The organism is Rhodococcus sp. Leaf278, from assembly GCF_001426085.1.
Taxonomy (GTDB): domain Bacteria; phylum Actinomycetota; class Actinomycetes; order Mycobacteriales; family Mycobacteriaceae; genus Rhodococcoides.
Genome location: NZ_LMRR01000009.1, coordinates 151,780 through 177,585, shown reverse-complemented (window position 1 = coordinate 177,585; position 25,806 = coordinate 151,780). Strand labels below are relative to the sequence as shown.

The 25,806-nt window shown below is 61.6% G+C and carries 28 protein-coding genes; 15 read left to right on the top strand and 13 right to left on the bottom strand.

The features are described from left to right. Positions 1-25: 25 nt before the first annotated feature. Complete coding sequence (locus ASG84_RS11015) at positions 26-511, bottom strand: Lrp/AsnC family transcriptional regulator (RefSeq protein WP_057477063.1); 486 nt, start codon at positions 509-511, stop codon at positions 26-28. Between the two features lie 158 nt (positions 512-669). On the opposite strand from ASG84_RS11015, the gene ASG84_RS11010 reads away from it, so the two are divergent. From ASG84_RS11010 to lpdA, 4 genes are read left to right on the top strand one after another with little or no spacing between them, the layout of a single operon-like run. Further along, entirely contained in the window at positions 670-1,785 is a 1,116-nt protein-coding gene (locus ASG84_RS11010) for a thiamine pyrophosphate-dependent dehydrogenase E1 component subunit alpha (protein ID WP_057477062.1), read from the top strand. Then, positions 1,782-2,786, top strand: a complete 1,005-nt coding sequence (locus tag ASG84_RS11005) for an alpha-ketoacid dehydrogenase subunit beta (protein ID WP_057477061.1) — start codon at positions 1,782-1,784, stop codon at positions 2,784-2,786. The genes ASG84_RS11010 and ASG84_RS11005 overlap by 4 nt, the downstream gene beginning before the upstream one ends. Next, on the top strand, positions 2,783-4,048 hold the full coding sequence (locus tag ASG84_RS11000) for a dihydrolipoamide acetyltransferase family protein (RefSeq protein ID WP_057477060.1): 1,266 nt from the start codon (positions 2,783-2,785) through the stop codon (positions 4,046-4,048). Before ASG84_RS11005 ends, ASG84_RS11000 begins: the two co-directional genes overlap by 4 nt. Then, a complete protein-coding gene (lpdA, locus tag ASG84_RS10995) occupies positions 4,045-5,412 on the top strand; it encodes a dihydrolipoyl dehydrogenase (RefSeq protein ID WP_057477059.1) in 1,368 nt (455 codons plus the stop codon). Before ASG84_RS11000 ends, lpdA begins: the two co-directional genes overlap by 4 nt. Positions 5,413-5,537: 125 nt before the next feature. Here the strand turns inward: lpdA and ASG84_RS10990 are convergent, their stop codons facing one another. Together ASG84_RS10990 and ASG84_RS10985 are read right to left on the bottom strand one after the other, a co-directional pair. After that, positions 5,538-6,176: a hypothetical protein gene (locus ASG84_RS10990; RefSeq protein ID WP_057477058.1), complete on the bottom strand. Its 639-nt coding sequence runs from the start codon at positions 6,174-6,176 to the stop codon at positions 5,538-5,540. After that, entirely contained in the window at positions 6,170-6,832 is a 663-nt protein-coding gene (locus tag ASG84_RS10985; RefSeq protein ID WP_057477057.1) for a hypothetical protein, read from the bottom strand. The genes ASG84_RS10990 and ASG84_RS10985 overlap by 7 nt, the downstream gene beginning before the upstream one ends. A gap of 399 nt (positions 6,833-7,231) precedes the next feature. Between ASG84_RS10985 and ASG84_RS10980 the strand changes: the two genes are divergently transcribed. Further along, complete coding sequence (locus ASG84_RS10980) at positions 7,232-7,912, top strand: hypothetical protein (RefSeq protein ID WP_156399467.1); 681 nt, start codon at positions 7,232-7,234, stop codon at positions 7,910-7,912. 130 nt (positions 7,913-8,042) lie between these two features. Here ASG84_RS10980 and ASG84_RS10975 read toward each other — a convergent pair whose 3' ends face one another. Both ASG84_RS10975 and ASG84_RS27405 read right to left on the bottom strand, forming a co-directional pair. Next, positions 8,043-9,602: a hypothetical protein gene (locus ASG84_RS10975; RefSeq protein WP_235581617.1), complete on the bottom strand. Its 1,560-nt coding sequence runs from the start codon at positions 9,600-9,602 to the stop codon at positions 8,043-8,045. A 233-nt stretch (positions 9,603-9,835) separates the two neighbouring features. Then, on the bottom strand, positions 9,836-10,012 hold the full coding sequence (locus ASG84_RS27405) for a hypothetical protein (RefSeq protein ID WP_156399466.1): 177 nt from the start codon (positions 10,010-10,012) through the stop codon (positions 9,836-9,838). A 77-nt stretch (positions 10,013-10,089) separates the two neighbouring features. On the opposite strand from ASG84_RS27405, the gene ASG84_RS10970 reads away from it, so the two are divergent. From ASG84_RS10970 to ASG84_RS27400, 3 genes are all read left to right on the top strand, one after another. Next, the gene (locus ASG84_RS10970; RefSeq protein ID WP_156399465.1) at positions 10,090-11,544 is read left to right on the top strand and encodes a hypothetical protein; all 1,455 of its coding nucleotides are present in this window, start codon (positions 10,090-10,092) and stop codon (positions 11,542-11,544) included. A gap of 846 nt (positions 11,545-12,390) precedes the next feature. After that, complete coding sequence (locus ASG84_RS10965; protein WP_057477054.1) at positions 12,391-13,278, top strand: helix-turn-helix transcriptional regulator; 888 nt, start codon at positions 12,391-12,393, stop codon at positions 13,276-13,278. Next, on the top strand, positions 13,275-13,460 hold the full coding sequence (locus ASG84_RS27400; RefSeq protein WP_073513598.1) for a hypothetical protein: 186 nt from the start codon (positions 13,275-13,277) through the stop codon (positions 13,458-13,460). The genes ASG84_RS10965 and ASG84_RS27400 overlap by 4 nt, the downstream gene beginning before the upstream one ends. Positions 13,461-13,554: 94 nt before the next feature. Here ASG84_RS27400 and ASG84_RS10960 read toward each other — a convergent pair whose 3' ends face one another. The 4 genes from ASG84_RS10960 to ASG84_RS10945 all read right to left on the bottom strand — a co-directional run bounded on the left by ASG84_RS10960 (position 13,555) and on the right by ASG84_RS10945 (position 17,404). Further along, positions 13,555-14,646, bottom strand: a complete 1,092-nt coding sequence (locus ASG84_RS10960) for a DUF4238 domain-containing protein (protein ID WP_082520920.1) — start codon at positions 14,644-14,646, stop codon at positions 13,555-13,557. A 92-nt stretch (positions 14,647-14,738) separates the two neighbouring features. Then, the gene (locus ASG84_RS10955) at positions 14,739-15,344 is read right to left on the bottom strand and encodes a hypothetical protein (protein WP_057477052.1); all 606 of its coding nucleotides are present in this window, start codon (positions 15,342-15,344) and stop codon (positions 14,739-14,741) included. A gap of 51 nt (positions 15,345-15,395) precedes the next feature. Continuing rightward, entirely contained in the window at positions 15,396-16,511 is a 1,116-nt protein-coding gene (locus ASG84_RS10950) for a hypothetical protein (RefSeq protein WP_057477051.1), read from the bottom strand. Positions 16,512-16,732: 221 nt separating this feature from the next. After that, entirely contained in the window at positions 16,733-17,404 is a 672-nt protein-coding gene (locus ASG84_RS10945; RefSeq protein ID WP_057477050.1) for a hypothetical protein, read from the bottom strand. A gap of 298 nt (positions 17,405-17,702) precedes the next feature. Between ASG84_RS10945 and ASG84_RS28735 the strand changes: the two genes are divergently transcribed. The 3 genes from ASG84_RS28735 to ASG84_RS10930 all read left to right on the top strand — a co-directional run bounded on the left by ASG84_RS28735 (position 17,703) and on the right by ASG84_RS10930 (position 19,948). Then, a complete protein-coding gene (locus tag ASG84_RS28735; protein ID WP_442970917.1) occupies positions 17,703-18,356 on the top strand; it encodes a DUF6226 family protein in 654 nt (217 codons plus the stop codon). A 142-nt stretch (positions 18,357-18,498) separates the two neighbouring features. Then, positions 18,499-19,035 (top strand): hypothetical protein, encoded by a 537-nt coding sequence (locus tag ASG84_RS10935; protein WP_156399464.1) that lies wholly within the window; start codon positions 18,499-18,501, stop codon positions 19,033-19,035. A gap of 340 nt (positions 19,036-19,375) precedes the next feature. Further along, positions 19,376-19,948 (top strand): hypothetical protein, encoded by a 573-nt coding sequence (locus ASG84_RS10930; protein WP_057477047.1) that lies wholly within the window; start codon positions 19,376-19,378, stop codon positions 19,946-19,948. Between the two features lie 424 nt (positions 19,949-20,372). On the opposite strand, the gene ASG84_RS10925 is transcribed toward ASG84_RS10930, so the two are convergent. Beyond that, positions 20,373-20,708, bottom strand: a complete 336-nt coding sequence (locus ASG84_RS10925; RefSeq protein WP_200936546.1) for a hypothetical protein — start codon at positions 20,706-20,708, stop codon at positions 20,373-20,375. Between the two features lie 223 nt (positions 20,709-20,931). Between ASG84_RS10925 and ASG84_RS10920 the strand changes: the two genes are divergently transcribed. The 3 genes from ASG84_RS10920 (at position 20,932) to ASG84_RS28535 (ending at position 22,367) form a co-directional block, all read left to right on the top strand. Next, positions 20,932-21,291, top strand: coding sequence for a histone-like nucleoid-structuring protein Lsr2 (locus ASG84_RS10920; RefSeq protein ID WP_057477046.1), 360 nt, complete (start codon positions 20,932-20,934; stop codon positions 21,289-21,291). 408 nt (positions 21,292-21,699) lie between these two features. After that, complete coding sequence (locus tag ASG84_RS10910; RefSeq protein WP_235581616.1) at positions 21,700-22,203, top strand: hypothetical protein; 504 nt, start codon at positions 21,700-21,702, stop codon at positions 22,201-22,203. A gap of 26 nt (positions 22,204-22,229) precedes the next feature. Continuing rightward, positions 22,230-22,367, top strand: a complete 138-nt coding sequence (locus tag ASG84_RS28535; protein WP_442970916.1) for an Lsr2 family DNA-binding protein — start codon at positions 22,230-22,232, stop codon at positions 22,365-22,367. Between the two features lie 49 nt (positions 22,368-22,416). On the opposite strand, the gene ASG84_RS10905 is transcribed toward ASG84_RS28535, so the two are convergent. Both ASG84_RS10905 and ASG84_RS10900 read right to left on the bottom strand, forming a co-directional pair. Further along, positions 22,417-22,977, bottom strand: coding sequence for a hypothetical protein (locus ASG84_RS10905; RefSeq protein ID WP_057477043.1), 561 nt, complete (start codon positions 22,975-22,977; stop codon positions 22,417-22,419). A gap of 454 nt (positions 22,978-23,431) precedes the next feature. Further along, complete coding sequence (locus ASG84_RS10900; RefSeq protein ID WP_156399463.1) at positions 23,432-23,863, bottom strand: hypothetical protein; 432 nt, start codon at positions 23,861-23,863, stop codon at positions 23,432-23,434. Between the two features lie 135 nt (positions 23,864-23,998). On the opposite strand from ASG84_RS10900, the gene ASG84_RS10895 reads away from it, so the two are divergent. Further along, positions 23,999-24,472, top strand: coding sequence for a hypothetical protein (locus ASG84_RS10895; RefSeq protein WP_057477041.1), 474 nt, complete (start codon positions 23,999-24,001; stop codon positions 24,470-24,472). 572 nt (positions 24,473-25,044) lie between these two features. Here ASG84_RS10895 and ASG84_RS10890 read toward each other — a convergent pair. Beyond that, positions 25,045-25,635, bottom strand: a complete 591-nt coding sequence (locus tag ASG84_RS10890; protein ID WP_057477040.1) for a tetratricopeptide repeat protein — start codon at positions 25,633-25,635, stop codon at positions 25,045-25,047. Positions 25,636-25,806: the final 171 nt, after the last annotated feature.

Genomic DNA, 25,806 nt, shown 5'->3' with positions numbered 1-25,806 from the left:
GAGATCTGTTCGACGCCGCCCACTGTCAGCGTTCGGTGGGCGGCGTCGTGCGTCCCAGACCGCCTCGGTCCTCGTCGAAGATCAGCCATGTGCGGGTCGCCCGGACGCCGTCGAGCGACTGCAGGCCCTCCAGCACCACTTGCCGCAAGCTCTCGTTGTCGGGAGTCCTGATGAGTACGAGCACGTCGAAATCGCCACCGAGCAAACTGAAGTGGTCTACGAACTCCATCGACCGCAACCCCTCGGACACACTGCGCCACGAATCCTGACGGATGGACAACGCGATGAACGCGGAGGTCCCTAGCCCGGACGCCCCGTGGTCGACCTGAACGGTGAATCGCTCGATGACACCGGAATCCTTCAGTCGGTCGACGCGCGTATAGGTATGTGCACGAGAGAGATTCAACCGATCGGCCAGCACCCGCATTGAGACCCGGCCGTCTGCGGTGAGCTCGGCGAGTATGCGTCGATCCGTGTCGTCCAATTCCACACGTCTCGAGACGTCGTCCATTCGTCCGCTCCTACCTCGTGGTTCGTTGCGCCGATCGGACACATTCGATGTCTGCGCCGTGATCGGCAGCCATATGTCTGTAATTCTACGACCATCGGGCTTCTTCCTCACCGAATCGGCCAGAATCGCCGTACAAGCCGATTTCAGGAGAGTGCGACATGACGACCGTCGAGAAGGTTCCGGCAACGTCCTACCAACAGTTCATGCCTGCCGACCGTCCCGTGCAATATCTTGCACCCGATGGGACGGGCGTGGGCAGTGCCGCCCGCTACGCACACCCGTCCAACGAACGCTTGCTCGAGATGTACCGATCGATGGTCCACGGTCGCCGATTCGACCAGCAGGCAACGGCATTGACCAAGCAGGGCCGGCTCGCGGTCTACCCGTCCTCACGTGGACAGGAGGCCTGCCAGATCGCCGCCGCCTTGTGCCTGGGCGAGCAGGACTGGATGTTCCCGACGTACCGTGACTCGATGGCTCTCGCGGCGCGAGGCGTCGACCAGGTGGAGTTGCTCGGCATGCTCGCCGGCTACTGGCACTGCGGCTACGACCCGACCGCCTACAAGGTCGCCCCCCAATGCACGCCTTTGGCAACACAATTGCTGCACGCCACCGGCTTCGCCTATGCCGAGGCCAAGCAGGGTCGCGACACCATCGCCCTCGCATTCTGCGGCGACGGTGCCACCAGTGAGGGTGACTTCCATGAGGCCCTCAACTTCGCCGCGGTGTTTCGCGCTCCGGTAATCTTCCTGGTGCAGAACAACAGATTCGCGATCAGCGTTCCGCTCGCACGCCAGACTGCGGCTCCGTCGCTGTCGCACAAAGGCGTCGGCTACGGCATCGGCAGCGAGCAGGTCGACGGAAACGACCCGATCGCGATGATGGCCGTGATGGATGAGGCCGTGAAGTACGTCCGTTCAGGCAAGGGACCTGTGGTCGTCGAGGCGCACACCTACCGCATGGACGCCCACACCAACGCCGACGACGCCACGCGCTACCGCAAGGCAGACGAGGTCGAGGGGTGGCTGGCCCGAGACCCGCTCTCGCGCCTCGATTCCTACCTCGAAGCCCAGGGTCTGCTCACCGACGAGCTGCGCGAGCAGATGACGGTATCTGCCGACGCCGACGCCGCGGCACTTCGCGCAGGCATGAACGTCGAGCAGGACGTCGACCCCGAGGATCTGTTCCGGTTCGTCTACTCCTCCCCCACCCCCGGCCTGATCGACCAACGCAATCAGGTTGCCGCCGAAATCGCTGCAGGAGAACTGTCATGACCACGATGACCATGGCCGGAGCCCTCAACGCCGCCCTGCGCGACGCGTTGACCGAGGACGACAAGGTCGTCGTGTTCGGCGAGGACGTCGGCACGCTCGGCGGCGTCTTTCGCGTCACCGACGGACTGACCCGAGACTTCGGTGACGATCGCTGCTTCGACACCCCGCTCGCGGAGTCGGGCATCGTGGGATTCGCGATCGGAATGGCGATGTCGGGCTACAAGCCCGTCGTCGAGATGCAGTTCGACGCCTTCGCCTACCCGGCTTTCGAGCAGATCGTGTCGCATGTTGCCAAGCTGCGCAACAGAACTCGTGGATCGCTCACCGCGCCGATGGTCATTCGGATTCCGTTCGCCGGTGGTATCGGCGGCGTAGAGCACCACTGCGACTCGTCCGAGGCCTACTACGCGCACACCCCGGGCCTGAAGGTCGTCTCCCCGTCCACCGTCGCCGACGCGTACTCGCTGATGCGGGACGCCATCGCCGATCCGGATCCGGTGATCTTTCTCGAACCGAAGCGGCTGTACTTCTCCAAGGATGACATCGAGCTGACCAAGACCGAGCCGATCGGCACGGCCGTCGTGCGCCGTGCCGGTACCGACGTCACGCTTCTCGCCTACGGACCCACCGTGTCGGTGGCCATGCAGGCCGCAGAGTTCGCAGCCGAGGACGGCCGGAGCGTCGAGGTGATCGATCTGCGTTCACTCAATCCGTTCGACGACGTGACGGTCGCGGCGTCGGTACGGAAAACCGGACGGTGCATCGTTATTCAGGAGGCTCAGGGCTTCTCCGGTGTGGCCGCGGAGATCGCATCGCGGGTATCCGAGCGCTGCTTCCATCACCTGCACGCCCCGGTACTGCGAGTCACCGGTCTCGACATTCCCTACCCTGCACCGAAACTCGAGCACTTCCACCTGCCGTCCGCTGATCGCGTCCTCGACGCGATGGACCGGCTGCAGTGGAACGATGCACCTGACCTCAGCAAGGCGGTCACGGTATGAGTGCCCAGGTATTTCTGTTGCCGGACCTCGGCGAAGGACTGACCGAGGCCGAGATCGTGGAGTGGAAGGTCAAGCCCGGCGACACCGTCACCATCGATCAGGTCGTCGTCGAGGTGGAGACGGCGAAAGCCTCCGTCGAGGTGCCATGCCCCTTCGAGGGTGTCGTCGGTGAATTGCATGCGGCCGAGGGCACATCACTCGCCGTCGGCGCTCCCTTGATCAGCATCACCGGCGGTGCCGTCGCCGATACGCCTGCGGCCCACGAGCGCTACCGCGAAGAGGAACGCGCCGGCTCGGGCAATGTGCTGATCGGCTATGGCACGGGACACGGCCCCACCGGCCGTCGCAAGCGGAGTGCGGCTCCGCCGCAGTGGAGTGAAAAAGTGCCCCCTGAGGCACTTAACCGCACCTCTGCGCCGAAGGTGCTCTCCCCCATCGTTCGGAGCCTGGCGCTCCAGGGCGGCCTGGATCTCACGTCTATCGACACCGCAGGCGGCCATGGAGTCATCACCCGCGCGGACGTCGAGCGAGCCTTGGCCGGTGCGACCGTTGCTTCCTCGCCGGAGGGCGTCACGCGCATCCCGATCACCGGGATCCGTAAGACCATCGCAGACAAACTCTCTCGCAGTCGCGCAGAGATTCCCGAGGCCACTGTCTGGGTCGACGTCGATGCCACGGCTTTACTGCAGGCCCGACGCGACCTCGACGCCTCCATCGACGGAGTCAAGGTGACGCTGTTGGCGGTCCTCGCCAAACTCACCATGATCGCGTTGGCCAAGTTCCCCGAGCTCAACAGCACAGTCGACACCGCAGCCGGTGAGATCCTGCGCTACGAGAACGTCGGGCTCGGCATCGCTGCGCAGACCGAGCGCGGACTGATGGTTCCTGTTGTGGCGCAGGCAGACAAGGCCGATCTCAAGGAACTCGCCGAGCGATTGGCCGAGCTGACCGAGCTGGCGCGAACCGGCTCCCTCCCCGCAGCCCGGCTGAGCGGCGGAACGTTCACGCTCAACAACTACGGAGTGTTCGGGGTCGACGGCTCGGCCGCGATCATCAATCACCCCGAGGCCGCGATCCTGGGCATCGGACGCATCATCGACCGCCCCTGGGTGGTCGATGGCCAATTGGCCGTCCGCAAGGTCGCGCAGCTGTCGTTGGCCTTCGATCACCGCGTGTGCGACGGCGGAGTAGCCGGTGGGTTCCTGCGCACGGTTGCCGATTTCGTCGAAAACCCCGTCGTGGCATTGGGATCCGTCCGATGAGCGACGTGGACGTTCTCATCCTCGGCGGTGGATCGGGTGGGTACTCGTGTGCGCTGCGTGCTGAGCAACTCGGCCTGACGGTCGCGCTGGTCGAGGAGGACAAGCTCGGCGGCACCTGCCTCCATCGCGGATGCATTCCGACCAAGGCGCTGCTGCACACCGCCGAAGTTGCCGACGCGGTGCGCGGTTCGGCGCATGTCGGCGTCACCGCATCGTTGACCGGTGTGGATATGCCTGCGGCACTGGACTATCAGCGCAGCGTGGTCGCCGGCCTGTACAGCGGGCTGAAGGGTTTGCTTAAGCGGCCGGGCATCGAAATCGTGTCCGGACGTGGACAGGTAGTCGGTCCTCGCACCGTCGAGGTGAAGGGTCGACGCATCACCGGAGCCTCGCTGGTTCTTGCCACCGGGTCGTATTCGCGCACCATCCCCGGTATCGAGCTGGGGCCGCGCGTGCTCACCAGTGAAGGGGCGTTGGCACTCGATCGAGTTCCGGAGTCTGTCGTCGTACTGGGCGGCGGAGTCATCGGTATCGAGTTCGCCAGTATCTGGGCATCGTTCGGCGCCAAGGTCACCGTCGTCGAGGCACTCGATCGCATCGTTCCGGGTGAAGACGAGTGGTCCTCGAAGCAGTTGACCAAGGCATTACGGAAGCGCAGCATCGACATTCGTACCGGAACCAAGGTCGAGACAGTCACCGGATCTTCCGACGACGTCGCGGTGGGACTGTCATCCGGCGACATCCTCTCAGCCGATCTCGTGCTGGTGTCCGTCGGACGTGGACCGCGCACCGACGGTCTCGGTCTGGCCGAGCAGGGCATCGCCACCGAAAGAGGCTTCGTCACCGTCGAGGACAACCTGCTCACCACCGCCGACGGCGTCTACGCCGTCGGCGACATCGTGGCGGGCTACCAGTTGGCTCATCGCGGTTTCCAGCACGGCATGTTCGTCGCCGAGCACATCGCCGGCCTCGCACCGGCAGGCATCGACGGTGATCTCGTTCCGCGCGTGACCTATTCGCACCCCGAGGTGGCGTCGGTCGGTCTCACCGAGAAGGCCGCGGAGGAGAAGTACGGCACCGTGACGTCGGTGGTCTACGACCTCGGCGGCAACGGCAAGAGCCGCATTCTCTCCAGCGGGGGCGGAGTCAAGGTAATTCGAGCACGCGACGACGGCCCGGTTGTCGGCGTCCACATCGTCGGCGACCGCGTGGGCGAGCTGATCGGAGAGGCACAACTCGCGGTGGCATGGGAAGCACTGCCCTCGGAGGTCGGTAGCTTCGTGCACGCTCACCCCACCCAGAACGAGGCACTGGGTGAGGCTATGATGGCGCTGTCGGGACGGCCGTTGCACGCGCATAGCTGAAAGAGTTTTGAGTGGGTGGCTCCACCGTTCCGGTTTGTTCTCGTAGACCTAGTTCCGGGTGCCGCCTCGGTGTGGCACGTGGTCCGCCGAGCAAGCCACGATCCAACCTCGCAGTCGGCGGCAATCTAATCAGCGATAACAAGTTTCGCCACCTGCGGTAATTGTCGGCCAATCACGCTGATCTCTTCAGGTCTGGAGTGTCCTCGGGCGTCGGTCGCCAGCGCCGCGGTCTTACCCATGCGAGGCTCGGCGAGCGAAAAGAGCATGTCCTCCCAGGACATGTACACCTTCTGGCTGCCTTGGACGGCGCGGCCGACGATGACCCCGATGTCGGCGTCGGTCAGGGTGTCCGCGCCTGCGAGATCCGGGCGCAGCATTCTCGCGCGGTCACGGGCCTGTTTGCCGGTCACTTCGCTCAGTTTCGAGGTCGACCTCATCAGACGGGCCTTGGCATCGACGTCGTTCTTGCCGCCGCGTGGTGCCGTGGCGGCCGCGCCGACGCCGGCGAGACCGGAGCCGATGATCACCGCGATCACGAAGATCACCGTCGAGACGGTCAGCCACGTCAGCGTGCCGCCGGCCACGGAGAACAATGCCTCGAACGGGTTTCCGGGGATCGACTCACCGGTGTCGCTGGACGCGTGCCCGAGCCACAATGACCCGTATCCGAGGGCAATCAACACGATCACCAGCAAGACCGCGATCAGTGGCACCATCGACGACGAGGACCCTGCACCCTTCGAGGTCGCCTTCTTCGTCACCATGCGTCCACACCACCCTCGACCGCCGCGTCGACGCCGCGGTCGAGCTCGATGACGCGGGCGACCCGGTCGGTGATGTCGACGACCGAGTCCGACGAGCGATCCTGGCGCGGTGTGTCGAGCATGAGATCGGCCAGACGGAGCGGTTCGACGTCGGCAGAGGTGGAGGACACGTCGAGGGTGTGCTCGGCGATGTCGTCGAAGTCGAGGCCGTCGAGCTCGGCAGGCAACTCCAGGACGTCCAGTGACAGACCCGGCCGGAGCACCGCATCGTCGATACCGTTGTCGACCAACCGTTCCCGCCACGCATCCTCATGCACAGCCGTGCGATCGACGGTGGCATCGGCCCACTCCTGCTGAACGGGATCGGTGAAGGTCTGCGCGGCGATCAGCTCATGCGCGACACCGGCTGTGGCGAGATATGCAGCCGCCCGCACCAACGACACGTCGGAATCGAACAGCCCGAATGCTCGACTGTCACTGCGCGGCTCGTAGGAGTGCGACCGAGTGCGGATCTCCTCGCGGCGGACGTGCGCGCGATCGGCCAGGCCGCGGCGGCGTGCGGCCGCCAGGGTGGCGCGGCGACCGCGTTCGTAGGCGGCGGCTGCGATCTGTGAGGGGCGCTGCAGCTCAGCGGTCGAGACGGTGTTTGTGGTCATCGACGGTCACCACCGTCGATGGTGAACGAGATGTGATGAGTGCTCGGCGAGAGCGAGAGAGGAATCGACATGGAGGGCCTTCACAGGGAGCGTCGGCCAGCCCACAGCACAATCGCACCGACACCCGAATAATGGTGTGGCGCAGCGCTGTTGCTGGATGGACGCTCGACCGTGACCCTCATCGACGGTCGAACGCCATCAGATTACCTCATAGTCGCGTGCTCTCGCATCCATCCGGTGAGCGAGAGCAGATGCCGCGAGCTGATAGCCACGGGGCAAGCACGGCAAGAATTGTGAGCCGCTGCTGAAACTTCACCACCCGCTGCGCCTGGCATCATCCACTCGATATCGAGGCAAGTCCATCTACCTCAATGGATGTCCGGTGCTAGCATCCGGCACGTGACCAGCCGCGAGCCGTACAGAACCTCCGTCGTTTCCGACAATGCAGCGACATCGGACTTGTTTGCGGATAAATCTGATCTGGGGAACGCGGTCCAGGTCACGGTGGACCTAGGAGCTAATCCAAGCCTTTGGTTGCTCAGTCGAACTCAAAATGATGTGAGACGAGTGTTTCTCTCGTCGGTCTACTACGAATTGGCGAAGCTTCCGGAAGGAGACCTAGGCTTGCAGAGCCCACTTGAATGGTCTCGGCGCGTGGTCTTCGTGACAACCAGTGTGACCTTCAATCCCTGGATGGAGATATACCAGGGCGTCGCGGCCACAGGAGGGTTGGCGGCTCTCGCTCGCGCGGGATGGGTTGGTATAAAGAACGCAAATGCTGTACTCGATTTTCTCATTCGGTTACCAAACATACCGCGCGAAATCCATGTTCGCAGAAAAGCTTTGGACCTTGAGGCAACAAGGTTGGGCAACGAAATCGTTCGCGAGATAATCGACAGCGCGAACGGAATGGCTACGTCAAGCCACCAGGCGGTCGCCTCCCGCCAGCTTGTCTACAACATGAGCACAATGGACCCCGAAATCCCCCTACGTCTACGAGTAGAGGAGCTCGACGTCGAGCGCGCTGCGAATGCACGGCAACGCATCGCTGACGCGGCTGCCGACCTCCGTACTGACTGAATCTTGTTGCCCCGTTTAACGCTAACGCCGCAGCTCCCCAGGGTCAGTCCTCAGATCTCGTCGTTGATTTGACCACGCAGTGTGTCCTCGATAAATCGTTCGTTTTCGACTCGGCGTCGGATCGATCAACTCAGACATCAGGCCAGGCGAACAGAGATCGGTAGAACAGCTCACGTGCATGAGGCTGCGGTTCGACGTCCTCGGGCTGGCCCTGCACGCAGCCGAGGATCGAATGCGGTGCGGATGCGGCCGCTGGCTTGTTCTGCAGGATCAGCTTAGTGAACGCTTCGATCAACCCGGTGCCCGCGCCCATCAGCGTGACTGCCGTTGTCGCTAGATCGGCAACTGTGGTGCGGTCGCCGAACACCTCGACTGGGTCCGAGCGCCACACGCCGAGACTGTCGTAGTGATCCTGCGCCAGCTTCGGGTTGACATCGGGGAGGAGCTCGGGCATTGCGTCGATGTTCAGCGCGATGTTTTTGGTGCTGCCGTAGCCGCGCCCCGGATGCTGGTCGACGGGAAGGATGCCGTCGTGGATGTGGTTGCGGAGCACCTTGCATACCCCGGCGTAGGCATGGAGCCGTTCCACCTCTACGAGCGCGGCGGCGGGGTACTCACGCGTCAAGTGATTGGCGATGTAACCGCCGGCATCGAGGGAGAGCCGGAACTTCTTCGGATCTCGAGTGGAGTCGATCAGGAGTAGATAGCGGCGGCCGTATATGTCGAACGCCGCGGCCAGGTACAACAGTTGTCGGTCGAATGCTTCTGCTGCCGCCTCCACGACGTCGGCGCTCTGTTTGCCACTGATCGGGTTCGATAGGACGGCGAGTAGTTGGTCGAGTGCTCGCGTGGCGCGGCAGAGTCGGACGCGGATCGAGTTGACCGCGGCGACAAGGTCGGGATCACCGCTCCGTGGAGCGATGATCAGATGCAGGCAGTCGAAGTACGGCATCCGTGCGCCGACGCCCCAGTCGTAGAAGTTTTCGATCGTCGCCGTGGACTCCGTCTGCTTCCACGACCCACCACCGACGAGTCCGCCGCGACGCACCTGCACGACGGGGTTGTTCGACGTCCGCAGGTGATGTCCGATCAGTGCGACCGCGTCATCAGGCGTCACACTCACGACGCTGTCGTTGTCCGCGACGTCGCAGCGTCCGACGGTCGGCATCGTGCTCACGATCGCATCGATGCCAACTGCGGCTGAGCCTGCGGCGTACGCCGCAGCCCGGTTCCGCTCCGTCAGAGTGAGGGGGACCGCGTCAGGAGACGCAAGCTGTTCGTCGAGCTGTTGATAGATCGGGAAGAAGTGGGCCGAATACCGGGAGCGCTCCCTCTTGCAGTCGGTCGTAACCCCGAACTGGACGGTGTCGAGCTCGCGGGAGGCCTCCTCGACAGTGGTGAACCCGATCTGTCGCACAAGTGGGTCTTTGAGAACCTGTGCCCAAGCTTGGGGGACCTCTGCTCCGCGGGGCACCAGCAATTGGATGTCCAGCTCTTCGCGGCCGAGGAAGGCAGAGAAGGTCCCAGTGGGTGGAGTGGGGATGGTGACGACGTCGATCCCGAGTCTCAGTGGTCGTGTGGCTGGCCGCAATGGGTAGAGCGGGCGATTACCGTCGTCATCCTTGATGGGAGGTCTGACGTACCGCATGAAGCGGCGGCTGGGCTGTCCCTCTGGGACGCTAATCGTCACGCTCGCAATCCTTCCACCACCCGACGCCGACGCCCAGACAAGCTGCTGGAGAACTAGCTGGGTTTCGGCCAGAATGACCTGCTGAGCGGACAATCGGTGTGTCCCATACCGGGGTTTATGGGTGGTTTCGAGCTGAAGCCGAAACTGGGGCGTTCGCGCTCGGGTGAGCACAGTCGCACCCCCAGGTGTATCCCGCCAGCCTCGCGTCACAGCCCGCGAGCACCGGCAAGGTTCTATCTGTCGACGACTTTGTCCAGCCACAACACGGCGGCGCCGAATGCGGCACCTCCCGCCAGCACAGCTGCGGCCGGGTGTTGACCTGAAAAAACGGTCAACGCCCCAGCGGCAAAGCCGACAATCAACGCGATGAAGAGCAACATTGCGGTACGAAGTTTGATCACCGTGATCACCTCCTCCTAATATGGAACCAGAGTTCAAATTGGCTGCATAGGCCAAAGTGGACTTTTGAACCAAGTTGGAGGATGCCGTGGACGCAGAAGAACGACGCAGACTCGCTCGCAAGCGATCGGGCGTCACGCGCCGAATGGCGTCTCGAGAGGCCATCCTTCGAGCAGCCGACGACATGGTCCGCGAGCTGCGCGCTACTGGCGGCAGTTCGACGTTCATGACGGTGAAGCAAATTTCAAGACGAGCAGGCGTTGCAGTGTCGACCGTATACAACCAGTTCCCCGGCGGAGTTGGATCTATTGCGTTGCAGCTGGTCGAACGCCGTCAAGCCGCCGGTGAACCTGCTGACCACGAGCTGACAACCCTGGCTCGAATGGAACAAGCTCGGGCCATGGCAGGAAGCGATGCCGAGGCCAAGATTCGCGCAGAACTTGCGTTCTTATACTTGCGGCGGCATGCGGACAGAGCACGCGAACTGATGCACGCAGCAGAGAGTGAGGGACTCAGCCCCGACATCCGGTTTCTCACTCGTTATGCGGTGGCCGAAACCATCGACGACATGCTGCCCGAGAGCCGAGAGGAGTTGCTTGCTCTGACCAAGGGTGCGGAGGACCTGGCGGAGGCCCACGGCGCACCCCATGTGGAGCGCCTGATCATGCGAGATCACCGCGTCAACGCACTGATGGCACCTGTCAACGGGATTATCATCGACGGAGATGATGATGTCGAAGCAATTCGATTGTTACGCAACAGTTCTGAGTATATCCGTCGCCACGAGATCCTATTGACGGCCTACGGATGGCGCTACGATGCCGCATGTAGAGATCTGATCGCCGGGGGCATCGAGATGCGCTCAGTCGACGACGAGCGCGAACTCCAACTGTTCTTCGCTGATCAGCTCGGCGGACTAGTCCAGGTCCTGCGTCAACCTCGAGAAGGCCATACTGGGCCCGACGGGATGGCGGTCTCAAAGGTTATGGAGGCCGTCCTCATACTCGAGGCTCTGAACCTCATCGAGCAGCCTCGTGGTTCCGAATTGTTTTCTCAACTTGATGAGCTTCACACCCAACGGGAAGCCGATGATGTTTATTCCGGCTACGGTTACGAATGTGTGACTGTGGCGGCCGCCGTATTGCGGGGTCATAAATCTGATCTGGACGATCTAACCGTCGACGACCTCAGCTCACTTACCCTAAGGAATACGACGACAATGCTCGCACGGTTGCGAGTTGCCGCAATGCCGCACGATTCTCGCTGGCCGGAGACAGCCCACCGCCATCCCCGCGCTGAGAATCGTGTCCGCTTCGAATACTTCGAGCCTGAGTTTGCGATATACGAGAACGCAGAGGCCCGTCGACGGATCGCTGCCATCATCGACATGCACCCAAGAGCGCCAGAAGGCTGTACAGAGATCCGGCCGGAGGTTCTGCACGAGTTAGAGGCGACTGCTCGGCGGGCAATTGCGTCTGGGCAACCAATCGCCCCGGAGTCGCGTCAGCTTCTCAAGCGCGTCTGGAACCTGATCGTGGTATGAGGCGATAGTTGGATCCGACTTTCGTCATGAGTCGGCCAGCCCAGGTGGACCGTAGTGTCGGCGCGCAGGCAGCCCCGTGTACGCACACGATATTCGTTGCCGATAATTTAGAGTATGTAAGTTGATGTTTGATTCGTCTGTCTCACAACAATTTACGGTTGGCCAGCGAGGCCGACGGCCATCAACGCATTCGATCCCGTCGGCACCAACCCGGCCGCCTAGCGAGCACTGTCATGTCTGATGTTTGGAGGTGGTAACCCTCGCGGTAGTAGCACTGTTGTTGCGAGGAGGCCGCTGCGCCCGTCCATGGCGGACAGGTCGCCTATTGCGGCACTGAAGTCATCGCGCCGCCCCTTCCCCTCCCACTAGGTCCAATCGGCAGGTGACGGGCTCGTCAGGGCTGCGGAAACGCCTCCTGAATTCGATCTGTTCGTCACGCCGCAACTACGCGACCGACCAGGATCACGTGGGGCTGCGGACGAACCACGACGGAGGACATTTTCAGGACGGATCCGCGATGCGCGCACCCCACAGCAACCCCCGCCATGGCTTTTCCCAATCGGGCGAATTCTGCAGAACCCGCACTCAGGCCAGGCAAGGCGGTTCTGGCGCGCGCCGGCATCGAAGAAGCAGTAGAAATTTGAGATTGCTGCAGAGACCACCGACCGCCACAATCAACCCCCCCGAAGGAAGAAATCGGGGTGCGGCGGTTCGCAGAGGTGTCGCATCGGAGTCGCAGAGGTATCGCATCAGGTATTGCATGCTTGTTACTGATGGAACCGCACAGCAATCGGGGCCTCGTACTTCTGAAATGACCGTTGCCGCGTTGGTGGCACCATTACCTGCATGAGTACGCAACCCGATGCACCGGATGTTGACCCCGATGCCGCCGTCGAGGTCTCCACGATGTCGGCGACCCAGACGCGCGAAACGATGCTCTCGTGGACACGTCGCGGGTACTCGGTCAACCGGTCCATCCTCGTCCAACAACCGGACCCGGACAAGCCCCGCGAGAGCACTGTTGGCCGTCTGACCCGAGACCGTCACCACCGCGCACTGGTGCTCTATTTGCTTGTTCTGGCGTGGTGGCCGTGGTTGCACGATCGCAAGACTCCTCTCGACTCCGAGGTGTGGATTCGGGCGCTGACCGCAGAAGGACCAGGAACCGCCAACGCCCTCACGTGGTCCGCCTCCACGCTTTCCCGCGCGTGGGGGGTCCTCAAGCAATACGGACTCGTCCAATCAGAGCGTGAGGGTCGACTGACGCGGGTCAAGCCTCGGCGCGAAGACGGCCTGCAGGACTACCAGTTCCCGGCCGGGGAACGGGACTGGTTCAACCGGTACTTCACACTTCCCGATGAGTTCTGGACCAGGCAATACTTCGCCACCCTCAGCCCCGCCGCCCTCGCGGTCCTGCTGATCGTGCTGAAGGAAACCATCAAGAAGCCCGACGTCGAACTCCTTCGAGAACGGATGTCGGAGTGGTACGGGATCTCGGGCAAAACGGTGACTAAGGGAATCCAAGAGCTCATCGACTGCGAACTGCTCGACCCCCGGATCGAACGAGTACCCGATGCGGCCGCGAAGTACGGGGTCACTGACCACTACTACTACGGACTCAAGGGTCCGTTCAGCACCGAGGAGCGGAAAGCCCGTCGAAAGACCGCCAACCGTAAGCGTCTGGCGGCCGAACGCAAAAAGGCCAAAGCGGCTGCGCCCAAGGAGAAATCATGAGTATCACTGATCGGCCGCCACGGCGCTACCTCTGGTCGAAGCATGCGTGGAAGACGGTGCGGAAGGCCATGCGGTCCACCTCGGATACCGTCCGCCTCGTGGTCATCCTCTCGACGATGATCCTGTTACCTTCCGGGGTCAGCGTGTTGACGGTGGTAGTGGTCCGGGCGGCGCTGTTCTAGGCAGGGTGCGGCAGCGTGCGTACCAGCTATTTCCGGCATTTGCTGATGGGCGATCTCCTAGGACACGGTCGCGGAGGGCAGGTGTGCCGAAAGGTCAGGAGTGCCACCGCGGTACGGCCCACTCCGGGGGATCATGTAGATCTGCCCACCTACTCTGCGGACTAGCACCCCGCAGCATCATCACCATCGCAGCATGATCGTCGAGTTGGGACAACAAGCCGGCGTCGTAACCAACCGGAGCGCGGGGCGGCACCTGGAACTGCTCAGCAAGTTCGTCACCGGGGCGCTCGAACACCACGGCATGTGAAGCGGCAGCAATCTCCAAGTTCACTGAGTACGTCTCGCGTTCGTCGAGGACGTACCCACCGCGTGAACCCCGCCCAGGCAGCATGAACATCACCAACAGCCGCGTCGGGTTGAGCGGATACATCACCACGGAGCTAAAAGTGACACCACCAAAGCCGCGAGGAAAGTTGCCACCACCGACGAGCACCACAGGGTCATCGCAAGTGAGCAGTGGCCCATTGGTCTCAACAACGGCCCATTCACGCCGAAACAGGGAGCCTGCAACGACGTTGCGCACATCGAGAAGCATCAGATTGAGCGCTTCGCGCTTAGGGTCTTTCTCGGTCCGGTCGATCATCGCCTGAAACTCCGTGTCCGACATGCCGGGGTAGAACGGCCTCTTCGCTCGATCCGGAGCTTCGACAAGAACGAGAGCGCGCTCACGGTTGCTCGGAGTGCGCGTCATCTGAATGCCGAGGAACACCGACAGATCTCGCTTGAGCTTGACGTCGGTCACAACACCGAGACCGTGTCGCTCAAGCTCCGCCAGGTGCCGTTCCGACTCCCCCTCGATTCGAGACAGGTGTTTCTCGATCCATCGCAACGGCGGGCCCATCGTGCTGTCGTCTGGTGGCAAGCTGTAGAGGTTTCTCCGCTTCCCGATCTCCTTGGAAGGCTGCGGCACCAGAGGTGGTTGCCGCCGGTCCACGACAGTCATTTGCACGAGGCCATCGACCGCCCACCGGCGTAGATACAGCTGCGGTACGTAGTGCTGGTTTTTCGTCTTCTCCAGCTCACCCAGTCGTCTGGACTCCTCGACGAAGTCCTGTGCCAACCAACGATGTTCGAACTCAAGCAAAAACACCTGCCGCTCCTCACCTTTTGGAATTGCAGGTCTCATCAATACGACCAGTCTTGATATGCAGGGTTACCATTAAACCTCTGTATATACTGTGCCGCAGCGTCTTTCGTTTTACAGTCGGCGCTGCAGGTCTAAGGGAAGTCCCAATAGAGTTCGCCGCCCTCGACGACAGGAACCCATCCTTTGCACGGGTTGCTGGTCTCGAGGGAGTCTGCGACGTCGTGGAGCATCGCTCCGATCGAGGGCCAGCGCATGGTGCCTTCGTCGACGACGTCATCGCTCGCGAACCCCACGACGCATCCTGCGGCGTCCCCGTCGCGGGTGTCGACGACGAGTCGGCAGCGGGTGTTGTCCGCAGCGATCGGAATGAAGCTGGGAAGATAGGTGAACGCAGTCGTTCCGGCAGGATCTGCCATCAGCTGTCGGCCCTCGATCTCCTCTAACGCTGTGGTGGTCTCCGCCCAAATCCCCACGAGACTACGCCAGTCGACGACGAGCTCGGCAACTGTCATCGGCCTGTGGCCGGGCAGAACCTGGGGGAAGACGTTGCCCTGGTCGCTACCGTTGTGCAGAGCGAACCACTCCCTCAACTCTGGCGTCCATGTCCGACCCGTCGCACTCTCGGCGTATCGAACAATTCTCAGATCGGCGGGTGCGTTGAGTCCAGCGGCAGTGACAGGGGCGTTCGCGTCGCACCACGAAAGAAGTCGCGCCCACTGGTCCGCAAGCTGCGTCATAAACCGATCGTAGCGGCGGAGCAGATCACTCCTGGAGTCATCCTGGGGGCGTTATTCATCCGAGATTTCGAAGCGTTCCCTCAATGTTGCGATGAACTCTTCATATCCGTCCATACCGAATGTGTCCAGGGCCCACATGTAGGTTTCCAGAGCGCGATGCAACGCATCGTAGGGGACGGGCTCGTAGAACCCGGCCAGCGTCTTCACGGCCTCGTATTGCTGTAGCGACTCGCGCCTGGCCGGTACGCCGGGAACGATCCGTTTCGGGATGGCCGGATCCCACTTCACACGTTCGGCCAGATCGAAGTAGTCCTCGTCGAGTCGGCGCTGCGCAATCGCCCGATCCGCCCACTCGTTGACCCAAGGGTAGTTGTCGAGCCCACTGACCGCGAAACATGTTCTGATGCAGAAGGTCTTGAACTCGTCGAGCGTCTCGTCGTCCTGCTGTGCGAGCCAGTCGACCAGTGGTCGGTCGAGGAAGGCCAACGCCTTCGCATACGTTTGGTCAGTGAGCTTGCCCTCGAGCGGTCGACCACCATAAGCCCGCGTCAGCGCACTGGCAGCGCGGCCGAGATCTGACTCAGGGTCGACCTTCCGAGTTACACCATTCTCGTCACGGGCATAGATCATCGACCTGTCCGGCCACAGTTCGGTGTCGTTCGACGGCTCGTCGGACCACGCCCTATCCGTCTTCTTCAGCGTTGCCACTACAGGTGGCTCGGCGAGGTCATCGAGCGGTGTGGGCCAGAATTGAAGCAGGTAGTCCTCGACCGGTTCTGTCACCTCCTGCGAGGTCGCCGTGTCGCGGCCACGTGCGTGTGCTCGAACACAGTAGGACCCAGCGGGGATCTGCCCCAAGCCTTCCGAAGGACGCCCCTCCAGTGAACGCACGTTGATTGCGGCCGACGCGGTGATGACTGATTCTTCGACTACTTCCCAGTTGTCGTACTCGTCGGCAGGCTCTGCCTGCCACACCTGCACCATCACGCGAGCAGGACCATAGGACACGCCCGTGTACGTGGCCAGAAATCCCGGACCAACCTCGATCAACGTGCCCTTCGCCTGCACGTCGAGAGTGTCTGTGTCGTCGTTCGAGACCACGAATTGATCGTGGTCGACCTCGACGATTCCCGAGGTGTGCAGAACAGGTTCAGTATCTCCGGCCACGGAGACGACCCTAGCGTCAGCTTCACACATCGGCTTGCGGGATGCGGAGCAATACGACCAGTTCTGATATGCAGGGATACCAGCAAAGTGCTGCATATTGTTGCAGCACTTTGCTTTTCGGATATACCAGGAGCTAGCGAGGGAGGATCGAGCCAGACAGATCGACCTGTACACGGCAGTGACCGTTCCGCGCATTTCGAGCCGTCCGCGGCAGAAGCTTGCTATCGGGTGCCGGGTCCTTCGACCTGTAGAAGGAGTTCGAGGTCGATCGACACGCTCGCGGCGGTGTTCAGTCCGAGTTCCTCGTAGGCGATGGAAAACGTGATCGGTCCGGATTCGGGGAGGGGGCTGAGAAAATACGTTGCACCGGTCTCCGTTGGACGGCTGTAGCTTCGTCCCCCGTACAGCCATGGGGTCGTTGCGTCGTCGTCCTCGGGGGCATCCCACGCGAAGCTCTTCTTGTTGGACACCACCTTGCCTGTGGAAAGCACGAGACCTAGATATATCCGGTGCCTCGCGGGAGGACGCACGCGATGCCTCAGATTGAGACGGTCACCCAACAAACCACCGCCATCGTGAACGGCTGTCGCAGAAAGGTCGAACTGGAGACCCGTTCGGAAGATGCGCAGCCGATCGATCTGCATCTGGACTCCGCCGAGAAGCGCGGCGTCGAGCGAGAACGGATACCTCTCAGAGGGTTCGACCAGTAGGCCCTCGTCTTCGAGGGGTGGCTTCCGTTGGGGATGAACATCCCGCCGGTTGGCCTTCCGCTCGCGGATGGCTTCCTTGCGAGCGATGTGAGCGCGCACCTCGGGGGGATTTTCACCCACGCTGCTCCAAGGGACGCGACGGACTCCGGGCTCGTCCGGATCGATGCCTTCTACGAACTCCATACCCGCCTCCACCGTCGGCCCGATTAGCGTGCAGCCGCAAACCAAGTTATCGCACGCGAGCTCCGCCAGCCTTGGAAGTACGGGACAGTAGAACTGCTTCTGACTGTGCGAGCGGGTGAGCTATACGACCAGTCTTGATATGCAGGGTTACCAGTAAAGTGCTGCATATTGTTCTGCTGCAATCATTTTCGTCAGAACTGCATGGCGGAGTCTCGGTGCAACATGAGTCGTTACGGTTGTCCGGCCGACGTCGAAGGGTCAGTTCGGACCATCGTGTGGAGGGAACGCCCTGGGCTCGGTGGGAACTGACTGTGAGCATCAGCCCGGTTTCGGCGACGTCAAAGCGAATATCGGAGAGAGCTGGTGGAACACGTCGAATAGGGTGACGACTGTGGACGACATACCGGAGGCGGCATACGGGCGGGTGACGAACCCGCAGAGATTCGAACCGCTCATCGCCGCTGGGCGCGCGCTGGTGGCCGACCTGGAACAAAGATTCGAGGTAACCGTCACCCACAGTGTCCCTCCCCAGGCGCGCGAGTCCACGGCGGTGATGGTCGTTGATATCGTGCACTTCACCCCTGCCCTAGCCGATCAGGCACCGCTGACCATTGCGTTCACGTCCTTTCCCGGCCTCTACCTCGATATCGGGGCATGGGAACACGTTGCCCTACCTAGTTGTGGCTGCGATGCATGCGACGAGGACGCGAGCTCGACACTGGAAAGCCTGTCTCGATACTGTGAGGCCACTGCGGCAGGCCAGCTGTGCGAACGAATCTCCGGCGGTACGTCACCGACACTCAAGCTCTCCTGGAAAGGTGACGACTGGGCGAGCAGTACTGCGAGGCAGCTGTCCACAGGAGTGACTGAGCTTCAAGCTCACTCAATACAACCGCCGACCGATGGACGCTGGCAACCATGGTCGCCGCGATCGCAGACAGCACCTCGCTAGCCGTCGCTGATTCTCTGCCTATCAACCGATCACGACGCCGGGCCTCGGAACTCCGAACTCCGGATAAGGCCTGCGCAGCGCCTTTCGATCGGAGGGTTTCACGGCTACAACACCCGCTGCCGAGGACTGACATGATGCGCAAATGACGACACTAGCCCGCATGATCGGACAGGGACGGCCGTGGTGGTACACGACCGGATTCTGGCTCGTTTTCCTAGCGTGCCTCTATCTGGCACTGCTAATGGCGGACTGGTGGTGGTTGATCCTTGTGGGATTGATCGGCGTCACTATCAACTATTGCTGGTGGTCGGTGGAGCGTGGGCAGCGTAGTTTCCGTGTGGTCTTCTCGGCGGTACTCGGTGGATCGACCCTGGTGGTCTTGGCGGTTGCCGGTTGGCTCGTCCTACACACGATCTCCGTGCCCCTCGACAGCGTCGGCGACAGACGAGCAGTCTGCGGCACGATGCTGAACCCTTTGCCTGCGGACCAGCTGCGCGCGACGGGGTCTCGATCAGGCGAGCCCACTCTCGAAGCAGATCAGGTGTCCACCAGCAGGTTGCAGCAGATCTGCGATCGTCGAATCCATTACTGGGCCGGTGATCTGCCCGGAGTTCTCATCGTCGCGCTTCTACTGAGTTCCCGAGCAGCGGGACATCTGACGGTGCGTCGACCGGCTTGAGATCAGTCGTGGGCCGCCTTATGGGGCTGCCTCGAAGACGTGAGGTCGTCTATCCGCACCGGGCGTCGACGCTGGGCAATACGACGAGTTTTGATATGCAGAGTTACCGGTAGCTGTTCAGATCCGCGGGACCATCGCGGCCGAATCGCTCCCCTCAGTAGCCGTGGTTGACACAGTCGTAGCCCCTGGATGGGTCAGCATCACTTTGGTTCATTTGATTTGCCAGCAGAACAAAATACATACGTGCAGATATTCCAGACATTTCTAGGAAAGTTGGGCGTAGGGTTCTGGGATCGCAGGCACGCCCGACGTGCCCGCCTGTAAGAGGATTAGGTCGCGAATGGGCAACGACAAAGAAGCCGCCGGAGCCGGTGATACGGAACTACCACGCTACTACGACCCAGAAACAGTCGAGCTGTTCTACAACGAGTCGAAGAGCGCAGCCGATGAAATCAAGGCGGTCATTCCATCGTTTCGCACCAACGCGACTGTGGTGTTGGCGATCGCGACAGGGGCGGCAGCATTCTTCGGATTCGACGACGCCAGCAAGCAACCAATTCTCGCGTACCTAGCCCTTGGTAGCTACGCCGCAGCGGCAGTTGCCGCAGCATGTATCTTTTTGCCAAAGACAGTGGCTTACAACGTTGGTCGTACATCATACGATTACGTGTACCCGTCGGACCGCAACAATGTGCCTGCCAAGGGTGACCTGCAGTTGGATTACGCACGCCAATGGCAGTCTGGGATAACGGCGACGGCCGCGTCTGTAAAGTCCGTCGCTTCCTACTTTACGTGGCTCGTCGTGCTCGTGGTGGCCGCAGTCATCTTCGCTGGACTATCCGTCACCTACGGGCCCGAGACGACACCACAACCGACCGAAATCACAATAAAGGATGAGCGCCAACAGTCATGACACAACTATCCCCGACCGGTGCTGGCGGCGACAACCGGCTCGATGGCCCAAAAGGCGAAGACCAGGTCATTCGCGAGGGTAAACCCCCACGAAGGCCAGGTAATCCCGACACCCGCCCGTTGGATGACCCGAACGAAAACAAGCTGTGAGGCACCGAATTGTCGCGGCAGGATAACTCCGTGCGCGGCCGCAGGCTCAGATAGCCGGGTTCTATGTCAAGCCACGGTGCCGTCAGGGAACCCTGACGGCGGTGCCCTTGTGCCAGCAGCGGAGCGCTAAGCAATACGACGAGTTTTGGTATGCGGGATTACCAGTAGCGGCTTGAAACCGCTGGTGGACAACGTATTTGAATCGTAGCAGATTGGACGAAATTGCTGATGCGATGCGTGCCTACCTCCCGGCATGCATCGGATGCTCGGACACGTTATGAATCGAACGAGCTATACATCGCGCGAGAGGTCATGGTGTCGGCCGCGTCGTTGAACGCGCTGAAAGCCGACTGGAGCAGCTCGTAGGCAGGGGCCAACCGGGTCTGCTCGATCTTTGCCACCGATGAGACGGTCCATCCGATGATCCCGTCGTGTCCTGGAATCGGTTTTCCGAAAAGATCGACCAGGGCCTCGCGGCGGTATCCACTCTCGACCAGGTCGTTCTCGGTGTACCAGTCGTCTCTAGGGTTGTGAACGCATTCGTCCTGGACCCTCTGTAGCTCCTTCACGAGCCAGTCGTTGTCCGCCGACGGCGTTGCAGGTTCGGACAATTTGATCCCCTCCGGCGAGTCGCACACATATGAGCTGCTTCGGACTGGGGCGATTCTATCGCCGCTCACATCGACCGCTCAACGTGTGTTTTGAAGAACGGAAACGGGACACTGCGGCGCGAATCTTCGCCGGTGAAAGGGCGGTTGCAGCTAGGCAACTCGTTTGTTGGCTACGCTGGCCGTTATCGAGTTCGTGAAATTGTGATCGAAAGGTTTTTCGGCTGTGGCCAAACAAGTGACAACCCAACTGGTGGACGATATCGACGGGTCCGTCATCGACGACGAATCCGGCGAGACGATCGAATTCGCAGTCAACGGTGTCGAGTACGTGATCGATCTGAAAGCGAAGAACGCCAAAGAGTTTCACAAGAAGCTCGATTTTTACATCGAGCACGCGGTACGTGTCGGTGGCCGTAAGCGTAAGCCATCCCCCGCCGGCGCGGCGACGCCCGCGATACCGGCCAAGCGTGATCCCGCGCAGACGCGAGCGATTCGACAGTGGGCGGCAGATGAGGGTTACGAGATCAGCGATCGCGGTCGTATTCCGTCCGCCATCGAAGAGGCTTCTAACGCCGCTCACTGACCTGTATTGGGAGTCAATCGTTGAGTTCTGTGTGCGGGATCAGGTTACGAGTATGACGCGGTCCGTCCGAATAGGCCCGTTCCCTGGGTCAGCCTCGGAAGGGTGCCTTCGACCGTCTCACGCGTGTGCCCGAGCATCCGATCTTGTCCAACAGCCTCTTTACGGCATCCACTCGCAAGCTCTGCTCCGGGCCGGGGCCGACGACGATCTCGGATATGGCTGGCCCCGCGTCATCGGACAGCTGAAAGAACAGCTTCACGAACGGGACCAGACCCAGCTTTCCTGCTCTGAAGTCTGGGTGTTCCATCCCGTGGTCTTTGGTTATGAGTCGCACGGAGGCGCATGCTGGAATGCCGCCGGCTAGACCCTGCCCTGGGTCGTTTGAGTCCTTTAAACCGCACAAATGGTATGAAGTACGTCAAACGGACGGGTACTCACGGGGCATCTAGCCAGACTAAGGAGTGCGCGATCGTCAACTTACGGATCAACAAGACCAGAGATCGGCGGCGGGGGCTTGTCGGCCTCATCGCAGTCGTCGTGTCCGTTGCCGGTTGCACGGTCGACGACACTGCAGTCCCGACGGTATCCGGCCCGGACGCCGCGATAGTTGCCACTGTCGAATGCGGTGACGACGGTGCAGCAACGGTCCGCACTACGTTCGGTTCTCGTGACGAACAGGAAGTATTGGTGACGAAAGCTGTCGAGTCTGAGTCAGAGGAAGCAGTCCCGGTCTACTCCGAGGACTTCGATGCTGAGGGCGTCACCAGCGAATCCGAACTGACGATCTTGACGTCGCCTACCCGCGGAGTGTGCACCACAGCGTTGACCGATCGAGCGACCGGACGGGTGATGGTCCAGGTGACCGGCCCGGCACCTGAGACAGTCGAAGGCCTTGTGAGGTCTTCCGAATAGGTGCAGCTGGCCAGGCCACGCGAACGGTGGAGCAGGGTCGGGCGATTCGCCAGTGGGCATCCGACCAAGGCTATGAAATCAGAGAGCGTGGCCGCATCCCGGCCGACAGGCGTCAAAAAGTGGTGCGTCCGCGTTCGTTGGCGACCAGCTGTAGCGGCAGTTGACGATCGAGGAAGGCTTGGAATCTCAAGTAGGCCTTCCAGCATTCTCCGGTCAGTCGAGGCGGCTGAACCAGCTGCCACCGCGCAGACCCGCTCCGCCCAACCCTTGAGACGGCGGCGGTGCCGTCCATAGGCGTTCGACCTGTTCGGACGTTTCGATGATCTGATTGCCGTCGATGGTGACTGTCGCTTCCGATACGCCGAGCCGGGGAATCGCGGTCACGATGCGCAGAGGTCCGGGAGGCGGAACGGGGCCGAGAAAAATGGTGCCGTGCAGCGACCCAAAGTTGCCGTTGGAGCTCCTGACTTCCAGAACGACTCCTCGCGGGGCGCGTCGATCGATCGTCAGCTTTGTTCCGTCTCCCAGCTCGACTCCGAACAGAATCGACGCATAGAGCGCGGAGTCCACGTGCTCTTCGGCACCGAGAATCAGCCCTAGATCCGACTGCTTGGTCAACGCGGACACCGAGAACATCACCCCGAACGAGTAGACCGCGACGCTGGACAGCCATATGACTGCGCTACCGGTCTTGTTCAGCTCCGGAGGGCTTGGTAGAGGGATCGGTCGTTCACTGCGAAACCCTTCCGTCATGGTCGAGTAGTCGAACCGCATTTCTACTCCTGCTCTCGTCGTAAACAGACATGGATATACGCCCCACCGGAGAGGGGGTCTGCTCACTCTCGAGGTTATCGGCAATGACTGCGCCAGTGTGGGATCGACGTAGACCGAGGGCAGGGGCCATCTCGACGAGATGACGATGTCCGAACAACGTGACGGTCAGTGGTCGGCGGCGGCACGTCTATCCTGGTGCCCCGACCAGGGCCGAGAACCAGTCCGCCCCAACAACCTACGTCGCCGTCACGGGATTCTGACTGCAGCTGTTCCCGCCTGCACGGAGCGCGTAGCAATACGACCACTCTTGATATGCAGGGTTACCAGTAACCCTTTGTATATGTTGTGCTGCAACATTTTTGAGTCAAGACTGGTAATAACTTCCCGTCGTAGTCGATGACGTCGACCTGCCCGCGTGTCTCGCGTCGCTCGTTCGATGCCGCGATGGGGATGGCTAACGGCGACTAGCCGCGTTCGCGTGATTTTCCACCTGTCGTTCGAAGACGCCCCGCACTGCCTGCAGACTCACGTTCGTGTCTATGTCGTGCGTCGAGTAGTGACCTTCCCAGTGTTCACGCAGGTCGGTTCGGGAGCGGCTCTGGTGAAGGTGCGAGCTCCAAAGATCCCACGATCCATCGGGCCGCACCAGGATGTCCACTTTGTAGTCGAACATCCACCCACGCTTCATGAAGCCGGCCTTTTCGGTTGGCTTGACCCCCAACTCGATCAAAGCCTGCGCTACCTCCGGTGCCAGCTGATCGAACACCCGCACGAGATTATCGAACAGCTCAAGGCCTTGCTTCCTGCGACGCTGCACTACAGCACGCTCGGCATCCTGCTTCTTGCGGATGTTGTCTGCCATTCCCATGTCCGGATCGAACCACACTGCACCACCTCTCGCAGCTTTCACCAGCTGATCAGCGGCCTGGCCTACCGGGCTGCATCGACGATGATGCGGTAACGCTCACCATCACCGTCAGCGATACGGAGGTGGACCGAACACGGAAGGCACTCTGACACTATGCGCACCAGCGGTAAGAATGTTCTCATCGTTTTGGGCGTGCTCGCCATGCTCGGGGTCGGGATCTGGCTGGGACGGGCCGTGTTTGAAGACAGGAGCGATACCGAAACGAGTCCCGATTCCAGCTATGGCGCCTGTGTCGAGGACGCCGCCTTGTACCTGCACTCGATGCTCGACATATCCATGGAGGAAGCTCGAAGCAAGGCACGAACCAGCCCCAACTGTGGACCACTGCGACCACGCTCGGCCGCTGCTGCGTCGCGCCGCTACGACGAGACCGCCGATACGGTCGAGGGCAGGCTCTTCCCAGCAGGAGCCACCCGAGCGGACTACGCAGGTTTGTACGAACAGATCTGCCAGTCGGTCTTCGCTCAAGGCCCCAAGTACAAGGAGATCGAGAGGATGCAGGTCACTGGCTACAGTGAAGCAGAAGCCGAATTCCTCTACGAGGACGCCTACTCGGACTGCGGGTGACGGGTCGACGCTTCTTGCGTGGCGTCCGCCCACTCCTGCTGAGCCGGATCTTGCGGGCCGAGCTGCCATCCCCTGCACTGGTCGGTCATCGTGCACGCTGTGAGTCAGTCGATCGGCGGTGTAACTCCATGCACGCTGAGGCCCGACTGATCCATGGTTATTGACGAATAACTCAAGGTCCGATAAGGGTCTTATCCAGTGAATTACTGCATGTTGCATCCGACGGATCAACAGGACGCCGCTGTCGACCCTGAGCTGTCTGCAAGGTAGCGCGAAATCTGCTTAGAGTGGTGAATTGGTCATTCGCATATCCTGCAAATAGCTCCTCTGTTTGTAATGGACACTCGTGCTTTCGGAAGCTGCTCCTGAGGCGTAACGGTTTCAACAGCAATTGTCAGCGCCCGCGTACTCCCACCACTTTGAGCCGACCACCACAAACTCCTCGTCGCCGGCCAGGCCACCACCGACCCCGCCAAAAGCGACGCCCCGGAATCTGTACTCCACTTCACCAGCACCCGACGCGGAAACCGTGTCGGGGCCCCGATCAGTCTGTGACGGCGATACATCCGGACTCAGGGGTTCGCCGTGGGGGCGTCGGTCTCACCACGAGCCAGACGCCGCCACTGCAAAGCAGTGCGTCCCCCGATAGTGGCATCTGGTCCGAACTCCTCGGCGACCGCTGCAAGATTGGAGGCGGCCTTCAACGCCGCGGGACCACCGCGTTCGTGGGCGAGCACCCACCAGTCGACGGCGATGCGCCCCTCGACGACGGTATTCGGACCCGCCCGATCCGCGACGTTTCCCAGTTTGTATGCGGCTCGGGGGTCGCCACGTTCTGCGGCGAGCAGCCACCATCCGGTGGCGGTGCGTCCTTCGACGACTGCGTCGGGACCGAGCTTGTTGGCGGCGACGCTCGCCCTGGCTGCAATGATGCCTAGATTGAACGCAGCGGATGCGTGGCCGTTCTCGGCCGCAAGAGCCCACCATTCGGTGGCGGTGTGGCTTTCGATGACGGCGTTCGGACCAGCTTTGTCAGCGGTGACTCCGAGATTATGGGCCGCACCGATGTTTCCGTTGTCGGCGGCGATTCTCCACCATTCGGTGGCGGTGTGACGCGTTCGGACCAGCTTTGTCAGCGGTGACTCCGAGATTATGGGCCGCACCGATGTTTCCGTTGTCGGCGGCGATTCTCCACCATTCGGTGGCGGTGTGACCTTCGATGACGGCGTCGGGGCCTAGTTGATTCGCGGCGTTTCCCAGATTGAAGGCGGCGGCGGCAATGCCGTTGTCGGCCGCAAGAGCCCACCATTCGGTGGCGGTGTGGTCTTCGATGA